Origin of the sequence: Streptomyces sp. NPDC048392 (assembly GCF_043200575.1) — a bacterium.
GTDB lineage: Bacteria > Actinomycetota > Actinomycetes > Streptomycetales > Streptomycetaceae > Streptomyces.
This window is the reverse complement of sequence record NZ_JBICYB010000047.1, coordinates 19660-32092: the sequence shown is the minus strand read 5'-3', so window position 1 is coordinate 32092 and position 12433 is coordinate 19660. Positions and strand designations below refer to the sequence as shown.

11 protein-coding genes are annotated in these 12433 nt (G+C 72.4%); 7 read left to right on the top strand and 4 right to left on the bottom strand.

From position 1 onward, the window contains the following. Positions 1–292: 292 nt before the first annotated feature. Both ACGFYH_RS33825 and ACGFYH_RS33820 read right to left on the bottom strand, forming a co-directional pair. A complete protein-coding gene (locus tag ACGFYH_RS33825; protein ID WP_393806995.1) occupies positions 293–1279 on the bottom strand; it encodes a DeoR/GlpR family DNA-binding transcription regulator in 987 nt (328 codons plus the stop codon). A 224-nt stretch (positions 1280–1503) separates the two neighbouring features. Further along, positions 1504–2952: an NAD(P)H-quinone dehydrogenase gene (locus ACGFYH_RS33820; RefSeq protein WP_393806994.1), complete on the bottom strand. Its 1449-nt coding sequence runs from the start codon at positions 2950–2952 to the stop codon at positions 1504–1506. Between the two features lie 86 nt (positions 2953–3038). On the opposite strand from ACGFYH_RS33820, the gene ACGFYH_RS33815 reads away from it, so the two are divergent. The 3 genes from ACGFYH_RS33815 to ACGFYH_RS33805 all read left to right on the top strand — a co-directional run bounded on the left by ACGFYH_RS33815 (position 3039) and on the right by ACGFYH_RS33805 (position 6713). After that, positions 3039–3476 carry a gamma-glutamylcyclotransferase gene (locus tag ACGFYH_RS33815; protein WP_393806993.1) on the top strand — a complete coding sequence of 146 codons (438 nt, stop codon included), beginning with the start codon at positions 3039–3041 and terminating at the stop codon, positions 3474–3476. 93 nt (positions 3477–3569) lie between these two features. Continuing rightward, positions 3570–4394 (top strand): purine-nucleoside phosphorylase, encoded by an 825-nt coding sequence (locus tag ACGFYH_RS33810; protein WP_393806992.1) that lies wholly within the window; start codon positions 3570–3572, stop codon positions 4392–4394. Positions 4395–5033: 639 nt separating this feature from the next. Next, positions 5034–6713 carry a phospho-sugar mutase gene (locus tag ACGFYH_RS33805; RefSeq protein ID WP_393806991.1) on the top strand — a complete coding sequence of 560 codons (1680 nt, stop codon included), beginning with the start codon at positions 5034–5036 and terminating at the stop codon, positions 6711–6713. Positions 6714–6934: 221 nt separating this feature from the next. Here ACGFYH_RS33805 and ACGFYH_RS33800 read toward each other — a convergent pair whose 3' ends face one another. After that, positions 6935–7645: a PH domain-containing protein gene (locus ACGFYH_RS33800; RefSeq protein ID WP_393806990.1), complete on the bottom strand. Its 711-nt coding sequence runs from the start codon at positions 7643–7645 to the stop codon at positions 6935–6937. A 114-nt stretch (positions 7646–7759) separates the two neighbouring features. Between ACGFYH_RS33800 and deoC the strand changes: the two genes are divergently transcribed. From deoC to ACGFYH_RS33785, 3 genes are read left to right on the top strand one after another with little or no spacing between them, the layout of a single operon-like run. Beyond that, the gene (gene deoC / locus ACGFYH_RS33795) at positions 7760–8719 is read left to right on the top strand and encodes a deoxyribose-phosphate aldolase (RefSeq protein ID WP_393806989.1); all 960 of its coding nucleotides are present in this window, start codon (positions 7760–7762) and stop codon (positions 8717–8719) included. A gap of 5 nt (positions 8720–8724) precedes the next feature. Then, the gene (locus ACGFYH_RS33790) at positions 8725–10161 is read left to right on the top strand and encodes an aldehyde dehydrogenase family protein (protein ID WP_393806988.1); all 1437 of its coding nucleotides are present in this window, start codon (positions 8725–8727) and stop codon (positions 10159–10161) included. Next, entirely contained in the window at positions 10154–11050 is an 897-nt protein-coding gene (locus tag ACGFYH_RS33785; protein ID WP_393806987.1) for an aldehyde dehydrogenase family protein, read from the top strand. The genes ACGFYH_RS33790 and ACGFYH_RS33785 overlap by 8 nt, the downstream gene beginning before the upstream one ends. 97 nt (positions 11051–11147) lie before the next feature. Here the strand turns inward: ACGFYH_RS33785 and ACGFYH_RS33780 are convergent, their stop codons facing one another. Continuing rightward, on the bottom strand, positions 11148–11555 hold the full coding sequence (locus tag ACGFYH_RS33780) for a hypothetical protein (protein ID WP_393806986.1): 408 nt from the start codon (positions 11553–11555) through the stop codon (positions 11148–11150). Between the two features lie 181 nt (positions 11556–11736). On the opposite strand from ACGFYH_RS33780, the gene ACGFYH_RS33775 reads away from it, so the two are divergent. Then, positions 11737–12339: a uridine kinase gene (locus ACGFYH_RS33775; protein ID WP_393806997.1), complete on the top strand. Its 603-nt coding sequence runs from the start codon at positions 11737–11739 to the stop codon at positions 12337–12339. Positions 12340–12433: the final 94 nt, after the last annotated feature.

The following is a 12433-nucleotide window of genomic DNA, read 5'->3' as shown; positions in this document are numbered from 1 at the left end:
AACAACCCCTCAACGCCCACAAGTCCGGCACCATCAAGGGCCTCGACGCACACATCGGCGCGTCCCTCACCTCCGGCGCCACCATCTGCGACATCACGGACTGAGGACACCCGCACGACATGACGGGGGCGCCCGGCGGACCGCAGTGAACGGTCCGCCGGACGCCCCCGTCATCACACGGGAGAGACGACCGTCACCGCGCTGCGACGACCGGCCACAGCCGACGCGGACCGTACGACGACCAGCGCCGACGCGGAGCGTAGAACGGCAGTCCGGGCGGCGCGTACGACGGCTAGCGGCGGCGCATGTCGGCGACCCGCGCCCGTTCCGCCCCGCCGTTCTGCTCGCCCAGGGCGGTGGCCGACCGCAGCCCCGCCGCCGCGCCCGGAACCTGACGGCGCGGCCCCGGAAGCGGCACGTCCCGGCGCTGCTGACGCGCCGGGACGGAATCACCCCCCGAGCCCCCCGGCGCCCCGGTGCCGTTCGCCGCGCCCCCTGACGCCCCGGCCACGGCGATCTGCACGCCCTGGTCGGCCAGGGCCTGGAGTTCGGTGGCGGCGCGGTCGTCGTGGGCCGGCGACTCGTCGGTGACCAGGCGGGTGATGACGTCCGTGGGCACGGTCTGGAACATGGTGTCCGTACCCAGCTTGGAGTGGTCGGCGAGGACGACGACCTCGGCGGCGGCCTGCACCAGCGCACGGTCGACGGATGCCGAGAGCATGTTGGAGGTGGACAGCCCCCGCTCGGCCGTCAGCCCGCTCCCGGACAGGAACGCCTTGGACACCCGCAGCCCTTGCAGGGACTGCTCGGCACCCGACCCGACGAGGGCGTAGTTGGACCCCCGCAGCGTGCCGCCGGTCATCACGACCTCGACCCGGTTGGCGTGGGCGAGGGCCTGGGCCACGAGCAGCGAGTTGGTGACGACGGTCAGCCCGGGCACCCGCGCGAGCCGGCGCGCCAGCTCCTGCGTGGTGGTCCCGGCCCCCACCACGATGGCCTCGCCCTCTTCGACGAAACCCGCGGCGAGATCGGCGATGGCCGTCTTCTCGGCGGTCGCGAGATGGGACTTCTGCGGGAAGCCGGACTCTCGCGTGAATCCGCCCGGCAATACCGCACCGCCGTGCCGGCGGTCGAGGAGTCCTTCTGCCTCCAGTGCGCGCACGTCCCGCCGTACGGTCACTTCGGAGGTCTGGACGACGCGGGCGAGCTCACGGAGCGACACGGCCCCGTTCGCTCGCACCATTTCGAGGATCAATTGGCGACGTTCTGCAGCGAACACGAAACTGACAGTAACCCCAACGACCGTCTGCTTTCAGCAGTATGCGCCGAATAACAGAAGTTGTTCGCAGGCCAGCACCGGAAGTGGTATACGCGCCTAGTCCGGCCGCCTATGCCGTACGCACGCTCCGCAACTCCCCGTGACCAGCGGGGAGTCGTTTCCGGCCGGGGCCGGGATCGGGGGCGGGGCCGGGATCGGGGGCGGGGCCGGGGGCGCCACGACGGCTAGCCCTCGCCACCGGCCTTCCGCGTGTGCAACTGCCGCGCCACCTCGGCGATCGATCCCGAGAGCGAGGGGTACACGGTGAAGGCGTTGGCGATCTGCTCGACCGTCAGGTTGTTGTCGACCGCGATCGAGATGGGATGGATGAGCTCCGAGGCGCGCGGGGCCACCACGACACCGCCCACCACGATCTCGGTACCGGGCCGGCAGAAGATCTTGACGAAACCGTCCCGGATGCCCTGCATCTTGGCGCGCGGGTTGCGCAGCAGCGGCAGCTTCACCACCCGGGCGTCGATCTTGCCGGCGTCGACGTCGGCCTGCGAGTAGCCGACGGTGGCGATCTCGGGGTCGGTGAAGACGTTGGCGGAGACGGTCTTGAGGTTCAGCGGAGTGACCGCGTCCCCGAGGAAGTGGTACATGGCGATCCGCCCCTGCATCGCCGCCACCGAAGCCAGCGCGAAGACGCCGGTGACATCACCGGCGGCGTACACACCGGGCGCCGAGGTCCGCGAGACCCGGTCGGTCCGGATGTGCCCGGAGTCCTTGAGCCTGACCCCGGCCTCTTCGAGACCCATCCCCTCGGTGTTGGGAATGGCGCCGACGGCCACCAGGCAGTGCGACCCGGTGATCACCCGCCCGTCCGACAGCGTCACCTCGACCCGGTCGCCCACCCGTTTGGCGGACTGGGCCCGGGACCGGGACATGACGTTCATGCCACGCCGCCGGAAGACGTCCTCCAGCACGGCCGCCGCGTCCGGGTCCTCACCGGGCAGCACCCGGTCCCGCGACGACACGAGCGTCACACGCGACCCCAGGGCCTGATAGGCACCGGCGAACTCGGCACCGGTGACACCCGAGCCGACCACGATCAGCTCCTCGGGCAGCTCGTCCAGGTCGTACACCTGGGTCCAGTTCAGGATGCGCTCACCGTCGGGCCGCGCGTCCGGCAGCTCCCGCGGATGCCCACCGGTCGCGATGAGCACCGCGTCCGCGGTGAGGGTCTCCTCGCTCCCGTCGGCGGCCCGCACCACGACCTTCCGCGACCCGTCGAGACCCTGCATCCCCTCCAGTCGTCCGCGCCCGCGCATGACCCGCGCGCCGGCCCGCGTGACGGAGGCGGTGATGTCGTGCGACTGCGCCAGCGCGAGCCGCTTCACCCGCCGGTTGACCTTGCCGAGATCGACACCCACCACCCGGGCGGCCTGCTCCATGGGCGGCGTGTCGTCGGCGACGATGATGCCCAGCTCTTCGTACGACGAGTCGAAGGTGGTCATCACCTCGGCCGTGGCGATCAGAGTCTTGGACGGCACGCAGTCGGTCAGCACCGACGCCCCGCCCAACCCGTCGCAGTCGACGACGGTCACCTCCGCGCCGAGTTGAGCGGCCACCAGCGCCGCTTCGTATCCGCCGGGTCCGCCACCAATGATCACGATCCGAGTCACGTACTCCATTGTCCCGCACCCTTCGACATGGAGCCGCCCGGGGGCACCACTGTTACGACAGCGATGCCCGACAACCCTGCCGTACCCTTCCCCTCATGTCGCTCTACGCCGCGTATGCCGGCAACCTCGACGCGCGGTTGATGACCCGCCGCGCCCCGCACTCGCCGCTGCGCGCCACCGGCTGGCTGAACGGGTGGCGGCTGACCTTCGGGGGCGAGCACATGGGCTGGGAGGGCGCGCTCGCGACCCTGGTCGAGGACCCGATCTCGCAGGTCTTCGTGGCGCTGTACGACATCGCCCCGATGGACGAGGAATCCCTCGACCGCTGGGAGGGCGCGGGCATGGACATCTACCGTCGCGCCCGCGTGCGCGCCCACACCCTGGAGGGCGAGGAGAACGCCTGGACCTACGTCCTGAACGCCTACGAGGGCGGCCTGCCCTCCGCCCGCTACCTGGGCGAGGTCGCCGACGCCGCCGAATCGGCGGGCGCTCCTCACGACTACGTGATGGAACTCCGCAAGCGCCCTTGCTGAGGCCACTCCTGTCAGATCCTCCAACCCAACAATCACCATCCCGTGACCTCTGTCATCTACGCGCGTAGGCGTAAACCGGATACCCTCTTCGGCGTGAACGCATCTCTTCTTCCGGACGACATCCAGGGCGACCCCTACGCCGCCGCCGACGCCGCCGCGGCCCGCCTGCGCGAACTCACCGGCGCCGAGACCCACGACGTCGCCCTCGTGATGGGCTCCGGCTGGGCACCGGCCGTGGACGCGCTGGGCGCCCCCGAGGCCGATCTCCAGGTCACCGACCTGCCGGGCTTCCCCCGGCCCGCAGTGGAAGGGCACGGCGGCAAGATCCGCTCGTACTCCGTCGGCGACAAGCGCGCGCTGGTCTTCCTGGGCCGCACCCACTACTACGAGGGCCACGGCGTCGCCGCCGTCTCCCACGGCGTCCGCACCGCGGTCGCCGCCGGCGCCAAGACGATCATCCTCACCAACGGCTGCGGCGGCCTGCGCGAGGGCATGCGCCCCGGCCTGCCGGTCCTGATCAGCGACCACATCAACCTCACCGCGACCTCCCCGATCGTCGGCGCTAACTTCGTCGACCTCACCGACCTGTACTCCCCGCGCCTGCGGGCCCTGTGCAAGGAGGTCGACCCCACGCTGGAGGAGGGTGTCTACGCCCAGTTCCCCGGCCCGCACTACGAGACTCCGGCCGAGATCCGCATGGCCCGCGTCATCGGCGCGGACCTGGTGGGCATGTCGACGGTCCTGGAGGCGATCGCGGCCCGCGAGGCCGGCGCGGAGGTCCTGGGCATCTCTCTGGTCACCAACCTCGCCGCCGGTATGACGGGCGAGCCCCTCAACCACGAGGAGGTCCTCCAGGCGGGCCGCGACTCCGCGACCCGGATGGGGGCACTGCTGACCCAGGTGCTGGGACGCCTGTAACCGGCCCGCCGGTCCGGCGCCCGCGCCGCGCGGGGCGCGGGGCGCCGACCGGGTGCCGCCGCGGCCACCCTTCCCCACCGCCCAGCGGTACGGCTGCCCACAGCCGGGGCGGCGGGGACGAGCCCCGCAGGGCGGGAAGCGGCAACGGAGGAGGGCCCCGCGGCCGCGTACGCCGAGAAGCGGCACCGGAGGATCGCCGACCCGCAGCCGCCTACGGCGGGAAGCGTGGCGGGGGCGGGCGCCCCGCAGCCGCGTACGTCGGGAAGGGGACGGTCGGTCCGGGAGTGTCCACCCGCAGCGGACGGCGCGTCCGCCGCCGCCCACTTCTCTGGCCGGCCGATGCCGCGCCGTTCCGAGGACGGCCCCCCGGGGCTGCCCCGCCCCACAGACAACGCACCGCGCAACGGACACCCCCACCGGACCCGCACAGACCGCCGCAGGCATCCCCTCCTGACCGCACCCGCAAAACCCGCCACAGACACCCCCCCACCTGACCGCACCCGCAAAACCCGCCGCCGCGGGCACCCCCACCTGACCCCACCCGCGAAACCACTACAGACACCCCCACCCCACACCACGGGCGAGACCCGCCGCAGGCACCCCCCTCCCACATCACCGACACCCGAGAGGCTGACCGACGTGCAAGACGTGAAGGACGACGACGACCTCCTCGCACGAGCCAAGGCATGGCTGGCCGAGGACCCCGACGCCGACACCCGCGCGGAACTCTCCCGGCTCATCGACGCCGAGGACCGCGCCGAGCTCACCGCACGTTTCTCCGGCACCCTCCAGTTCGGCACCGCGGGCCTGCGGGGCGAACTCGGCGCCGGCCCGATGCGCATGAACCGCTCGGTCGTCATCCGGGCCGCCGCCGGACTCGCCGCGTACCTGAAGAAGCAGGGCGCCCACCACGGCGACGGCGCCGCCGGCCTCGTCGTCGTCGGTTACGACGCCCGCCACAAGTCCGAGGACTTCGCGCGCGACACCGCCGCCGTGATGACCGGCGCCGGCCTCAGGGCGGCCGTACTCCCCCGCCCCCTTCCCACCCCCGTCCTCGCCTTCGCGATCAGGCACCTCGGCGCCGTGGCCGGAGTGGAAGTCACCGCCAGTCACAACCCGCCCCGCGACAACGGCTACAAGGTGTACCTCGGCGACGGCTCCCAGATCGTGCCCCCCGCAGACGCGGGGATCGCCGCGGAGATCGACGCCGTGCGCTCACTGCACGACGTCGCCCGCCCCGAGTCCGGCTGGCAGACCCTGGACGACTCCGTCCTCGACGCCTACCTCACCCGCACGGACGCGGTCCTCGCCCCGGGCTCACCCCGCACCGCCCGCACCGTCTACACCGCGATGCACGGCGTCGGCAGGGACCCCCTCCTCGCCGCCTTCGCCCGGGCCGGCTTCCCGCGGCCCGTCCTCGTCGCCGAGCAGGCCGAGCCCGACCCGGACTTTCCCACCGTCGCCTTCCCCAACCCGGAGGAGCCGGGCGCGATGGACCTCGCCTTCGCGAAGGCCCGCGAGACGAACCCGGACCTGGTCATCGCCAACGACCCGGACGCGGACCGCCTGGCGGTAGCGGTGCCCGTCGACGTCCAGGACTCCGGCGGCACGACCTGGCGCATGCTCCGGGGCGACGAGGTCGGCGCCCTCCTCGCCGCCCACCTGGTCTCCCGCGGAGCGCACGGCACGTTCGCGGAGTCGATCGTGTCGTCCTCCCTCCTCGGCCGCATCGCCGCGCAGGCGAAGGTCCCCCACGTCGAGACCCTCACCGGCTTCAAGTGGATCGCCCGCGTGGAGAACATCCGCTACGGCTACGAGGAGGCGCTCGGCTACTGCGTCGACCCCGAGGGCGTACGCGACAAGGACGGGATCACGGCGGCCCTCCTCATCACGGAGCTGGCCTCCGCTCTCAAGGAGGAGAACCGCACCCTCCTCGACCTCCTCGACGATCTCGCGGTGGAGCACGGCCTGCACGCCACCGACCAGCTCTCGGTCCGCGTCGAGGACGTCTCCCTGATCGCCGCCGCGATGCACCGCCTGCGCGAACAGCCCCCCACGGCCCTGGCCGGCCTGCCGGTCACGAAGGCGGAGGACCTCACCCGGGGCACGGACACGCTGCCGCCCACGGACGGCCTGCGCTACACGCTCGGCGGCGCCCGGGTGATCGTCCGCCCGAGCGGTACGGAGCCCAAGCTGAAGTGCTACCTGGAGGTGGTCGTCCCGGTCGCCACGCACGCCGCCCTCTCCGGGGCCCGGGCGAAGGCGACCGACCTGCTGACGGCGCTCAAGCGCGACCTGTCGACGGCGGCCGGCATCTGACACCACCGGGGGTGCCCGCTCAGGGGCACCCCCGGACACGCACACCGCCCGACGCACCCCGGACAGCGCACACCCGCCCAACCCACCTCCGGACAGCACCCCCGCACGACGCACCCCCGGACGAAGCACACGACGCACCCCCCGCACGACGCACCCCCACCCCCACCCCCAGCCCAGCCCGAGCCCCAGCCCCAGCCCCAGCCCCAGCCCCAGCCCGACGCTCACCCGATCCCGAGCAGCACCGCCAGCGCCACCGCCCCGACCACCACCGGCACGACGATCTCGTACGCCCACCGCACCGTCACCTCGCCCTTCGAGGTCTCGGCGTCCTTCCGCGTCTCCAGCAGCTCGCGCAGCTCGTCCATGATCTTGTCGGTCTCGGCCCGCACGGGCCCCTCCGCCCCGACGGCGGCGGAACCGGCACCCCCGCCCCGCCCGCCGAACTGTCCGAAGCCGCCGAGCGCACTGCCGCGCCCCGGGGCGCGCCCCGGGCCGCGGCCGGAGACCCGCCGGTCCTCCCGCCGCGCGGCCCTCTTGCGTCCGCGCAGCGAGACGGGGACGGCCCACAGCTGGTACTTGTCGCCGGACTCGGCGAGGACCTCGTTGGAGTAGGCGGACCGGAACGAGGCGACCTGCGCCCAGGGCAGCACGATCACGCGGAAGGGATTGCGCACGCGCAGCCGGTCGTCCCCCGCGAAGACGGCGGGCCGCACGGTGTAGGCGGCGAGGAGGGGCACGAGGAACAGCAGCGCCGCGAGCGCCTTCCAGGGGGTGCTCCCCTCACCCGCGACCAGGGCGTCGATGCCCAGCCAGAGGGCGAGGGCGAGCACCAGGACACCTCCGGCGATGCCCGCGGGCGACCGGTAGACCCGGTCCCTGGACACGGGTTCCGACGGCTGCGGCGAAGAGGGCTGGGGCTCCGGGGTCGTCATGCTGCCGATTGTGCCCGACAGCGCGGCGGACGCTCGCGGGCGGTGCCGGTACGGCAGACGGGCGCGCGGGGCTGTACAGACCGCTACGCGCGTAGATATGCTCACCTGGTGACCATGCCCACCACTGCACCCGCCGCACACGGACTCGCCGACGTCACCGCGTCCGACAGCACGCTGCGCCGCTTCCTCCACGGGCTGCCCGGCGTCGACACGGTCGGCCTGGAGGCGCGCGCCGCCTCGCTCGGCACCCGTTCCATCAAGACCACCGCGAAGGCGTACGCCCTCGACCTCGCCATCTCGATGGTCGACCTGACGACGCTGGAAGGCGCGGACACCCCGGGCAAGGTCCGGGCGCTCGGCGCGAAGGCGGTCCGTCCCGACCCGACCGACCGCACGGCCCCCGCCACGGCGGCCGTCTGCGTCTACCCCGACATGGTGCCCGCCGCGAAGGAGGCCGTCGCCGGCTCCGGCGTGAAGGTCGCCTCGGTGGCCACCGCGTTCCCGGCGGGCCGCGCCTCGCTGGCCGTCAAGCTGGCCGACGTGCGCGAGGCCGTGACGGCGGGCGCGGACGAGGTCGACATGGTCATCGACCGCGGCGCGTTCCTCGCGGGGCACTACCTGAAGGTGTACGACGAGATCACCGCCGTACGGGAAGCCTGCGGAACGGCCGCCCGCCTGAAGGTCATCTTCGAGACCGGCGAGCTGTCGACGTACGACAACATCCGCCGTGCGAGCTGGCTCGGCATGCTGGCGGGGGCGGACTTCATCAAGACGTCCACGGGCAAGGTCGCGGTCAACGCGACGCCCGCCAACACCCTCCTGATGCTGGAGGCGGTCCGCGACTTCCGCGCGCAGACCGGCGTCCAGATCGGCGTGAAGCCGGCCGGCGGCATCCGCACCGCGAAGGACGCGATCAAGTTCCTGGTCCTGGTCAACGAGACCGCGGGCGAGGACTGGCTGGACAACCACTGGTTCCGCTTCGGCGCCTCCTCGCTGCTGAACGACCTGCTGATGCAGCGTCAGAAGCTGGCCACCGGCCGTTACTCCGGCCCCGACTACGTGACGGTGGACTGATCACCATGGCACCTGTTTTCGAGTACGCACCGGCGCCCGAGTCCCGCGCCGTCGTCGACATCGCCCCGTCCTACGGCCTGTTCGTCGACGGCGAGTTCACCGAGGCGGCCGACGGCAAGGTCTTCAAGACGGTCTCCCCGTCCACCGAGGAGGTTCTCTCCGAGGTGGCCGAGGCGGGCGAGGCCGACGTCGACCGCGCCGTCAAGGCCGCCCGCAAGGCCTTCGAGAAGTGGTCGGCGCTGCCCGGCCCGGAGCGCGCGAAGTACCTCTTCCGCATCGCCCGCATCATCCAGGAGCGCAGCCGCGAGCTCGCCGTTCTGGAAACCCTGGACAACGGCAAGCCGATCAGGGAGACCCGCGACGCGGACCTCCCGCTGGTCGCCGCGCACTTCTTCTACTACGCGGGCTGGGCCGACAAACTCGACCACGCGGGCTACGGCGCGAACCCGCGCCCCCTCGGCGTCGCGGGCCAGGTCATCCCCTGGAACTTCCCGCTCCTGATGCTGGCGTGGAAGATCGCCCCGGCGCTGGCGACGGGCAACACGGTGGTCCTCAAGCCCGCCGAGACCACCCCCCTCTCCGCCCTCTTCTTCGCGGACATCTGCCGTCAGGCGGGTCTGCCCAGGGGCGTCGTCAACATCATCACCGGTGACGGCCGCGCCGGTGCCGCGCTGACCGCCCACCCCGACGTGAACAAGGTCGCCTTCACCGGCTCCACGGCCGTCGGCAAGCAGATCGCCCGCACGGTGGCGGGCACCCGCAAGAAGCTGACGCTTGAGCTGGGCGGCAAGGGCGCCAACATCGTCTTCGACGACGCCCCCGTCGACCAGGCCGTCGAGGGCATCGTCGACGGCATCTTCTTCAACCAGGGCCAGGTCTGCTGCGCGGGCTCCCGCCTCCTGGTCCAGGAGTCGGTCCACGACGAGCTGCTCGACTCCCTCAAGCGCAGGCTCTCCACCCTCCGTCTGGGCGACCCGCTGGACAAGAACACCGACATCGGCGCGATCAACTCCGCCGAGCAGCTGGCCCGGATCACCGCACTGGCCGACCAGGGCGAGGCGGAGGGCGCCGAGCGCTGGTCCCCTGCCTGCGTACTCCCGGACAGCGGCTACTGGTTCGCCCCGACGCTCTTCACCAACGTCACCCAGGCGCACACCGTCGCCCGGGACGAGATCTTCGGCCCGGTCCTGTCCGTCCTCACCTTCCGCACCCCGGACGAGGCGGTCGCCAAGGCCAACAACACCCCGTACGGCCTGTCGGCGGGCATCTGGACGGAGAAGGGCTCGCGCATCCTGGCGGTCGCGAACAAGCTCCGCGCTGGTGTGATCTGGTCCAACACGTTCAACAAGTTCGACCCGACGTCGCCGTTCGGCGGCTACAAGGAGTCGGGCTTCGGCCGCGAGGGCGGCCGCCACGGCCTGGAGGCGTACCTCGATGTCTGACGCACGACTTTCCGTACTGAAGACCTACAAGCTGTACGTCGGCGGGAAGTTCCCGCGTTCCGAGAGCGGCCGGGTGTACGAGGTGAGCGACTCGAAGAACAGGTGGCTGGCGAACGCCCCGCTCGCCTCCCGCAAGGACGCCCGGGACGCGGTGGTCGCCGCGCGCAAGGCGTTCGGCGGCTGGTCCGGCGCGACGGCGTACAACCGCGGTCAGATCCTCTACCGCGTCGCCGAGATGCTGGAGGGCCGGCGCGACCAGTACGTCGCGGAGGTCGCCGACGCGGAGGGCCTGTCGAAGGCGAAGGCGGCGGCGCAGGTGGACGCCGCGATCGACCGCTGGGTCTGGTACGCGGGCTGGACCGACAAGATCGCCCAGGTGGTCGGCGGCGGCAACCCGGTCGCGGGTCCCTTCTTCAACCTCTCGTCCCCGGAGCCGACCGGTGTCGTCACCGTCCTGGCCCCGCAGGAGTCGTCCTTCCTGGGTCTGGTCTCGGTCGTCGCCCCGGTCATCGCGACGGGCAACACGGCGGTCGTCATCGCGAGCCAGAAGTCCCCGCTCCCCGCCCTCTCCCTCGGCGAGGTCCTGGCCACCTCCGACCTCCCCGGTGGCGTGGTCAACATCCTGTCCGGCCGTACGGCCGAGATCGCCGCCCCGCTCGCCGCCCACCAGGACGTCAACGCGATCGACCTGACGGGCGCCGACGAGGAGCTGGCGAAGGAGCTGGAGATCGCGGCGGCGGACAACCTCAAGCGCGTCCTGCGTCCACAGCCTGTGGACGGGGTCGACTGGTCGGCGACCCCGGGCACCGACCGTATGACGGCGTTCCTGGAGACGAAGACGGTCTGGCACCCGACGGGCGCGCTGGGCGCTTCGGGTTCGTCGTACTGAGCCGCCGCGGGACTCGGCGTACCCACGAGCGAGCCGCGCCCTCCCACCGTCCGGGGAAGGCGCGGCTCTTCGTCTGCCGCCGCCGAAGAGCCGGGCGTCAGCGCAGCAGCTCCGTCACCTGCCCCAGCACCGGCACACCCCCGAGGGACCGCGCCTGTGCGACCGGCCCCGTGAGCGCCGTCGAGGTCAGGGGCTGGAAGTCGGCCACCTTCGTGCCGACGCCGTTGTCCAGCGGGTCGACGCCGGTGCCGGCCAGCGGGTTGGGCTTGAGGTCGGCGACCGGGCCGGTGACGTAGCCGACCATGCCGGTCACCGCCTGGACGCCCGCCTGCGGATCGATGTTGCCCAGCGAGGTGGGGCGGGTGTGGGCCAGGCCGGCGATGGTCTCGCCTCCGTCGGCCGCGGAGGCCGTGGCCGCTCCCGCGCCCAGGGCGACCCCGGCGGTCGCGAGGAGGACCAGGGCGCGCTGGGCGGTGGGGGTACTGGGGGACGCGTGTCGGGCCATCGGTGAGCCACCTCGTGCTTCGGAGTACCGCGAGAGTACGACGGAAGGTAATCGGGTCGACGCGCAGCGTAGTTGACATGTGACGCGTGCTTCAAAGTCGACCCGCGGGGTCGTACGGCGGCCGTTCGATGCCTCAGACTGGTCTTCCGTGAGCTCCCATCCGCCCATACCGACGCGAGTCGTGCTGCTCTGCGGCCCCTCCGGCTCCGGCAAGTCCCTCCTCGCCGCCCGCTCCGGTCTGCCGGTGCTGCGCCTCGACGACTTCTACAAGGAGGGCACCGACCCGACGCTGCCGACGGTGCCCCAGAGTTCCGACATCGACTGGGACCACCCGACGTCGTGGGACGCGGACGCGGCGGTCGCCGCCATCGCGGAGCTGTGCCGGACGGGCCGTACGGACGTGCCCGTCTACGACATCTCGCTGAGCGCCCGCACCGGCGTGGACACGGTCGACATCGGCGGGACCGCGCTGTTCCTCGCGGAGGGCATCTTCGCCGCCGAACTGGTGACACGCTGCCGGGAACTGGGTGTGCTGGCCGACGCGCTGTGCCTGAACCGGGGCCCGGTGACGACCTTCCGCCGCCGCTTCCTGCGGGACCTGCGCGAGGGCCGCAAGTCGGTTCCGTTCCTGTTGCGCAGGGGCTGGCGGCTGATGCGGCGGGAGCGGTCGGTCATCGCGCGGCAGACGGCCCTGGGCGCCCACGCCTGCGACCGGGACGAGGCGATGGGCCGCCTGGCCGCCGCGGCGGCGGGCCGGTGCGTCACGGCGCGTACGGCCGCCTGACGCCTGCCCCACGCGGAGAAGCGGGACTGGACGGACCCCCCGGCCCTCCAGTCCCGCTCCCCTTCCACTCCCCCGTGGATCCCCCGTGATCCCC

Bases quoted from the DNA above. Each gene is read 5' to 3' on its own strand.
- ACGFYH_RS33820 (WP_393806994.1), bottom strand. From the start codon at position 2,952: ATGGAGTACGTGACTCGGATCGTGATCATTGGTGGCGGACCCGGCGGA.
- ACGFYH_RS33815 (WP_393806993.1), top strand. From the start codon at position 3,039: ATGTCGCTCTACGCCGCGTATGCCGGCAACCTCGACGCGCGGTTGATG.
- ACGFYH_RS33800 (WP_393806990.1), bottom strand. From the start codon at position 7,645: ATGACGACCCCGGAGCCCCAGCCCTCTTCGCCGCAGCCGTCGGAACCC.
- deoC (WP_393806989.1), top strand. From the start codon at position 7,760: ATGCCCACCACTGCACCCGCCGCACACGGACTCGCCGACGTCACCGCG.
- ACGFYH_RS33790 (WP_393806988.1), top strand. From the start codon at position 8,725: ATGGCACCTGTTTTCGAGTACGCACCGGCGCCCGAGTCCCGCGCCGTC.
- ACGFYH_RS33785 (WP_393806987.1), top strand. From the start codon at position 10,154: ATGTCTGACGCACGACTTTCCGTACTGAAGACCTACAAGCTGTACGTC.
- ACGFYH_RS33780 (WP_393806986.1), bottom strand. From the start codon at position 11,555: ATGGCCCGACACGCGTCCCCCAGTACCCCCACCGCCCAGCGCGCCCTG.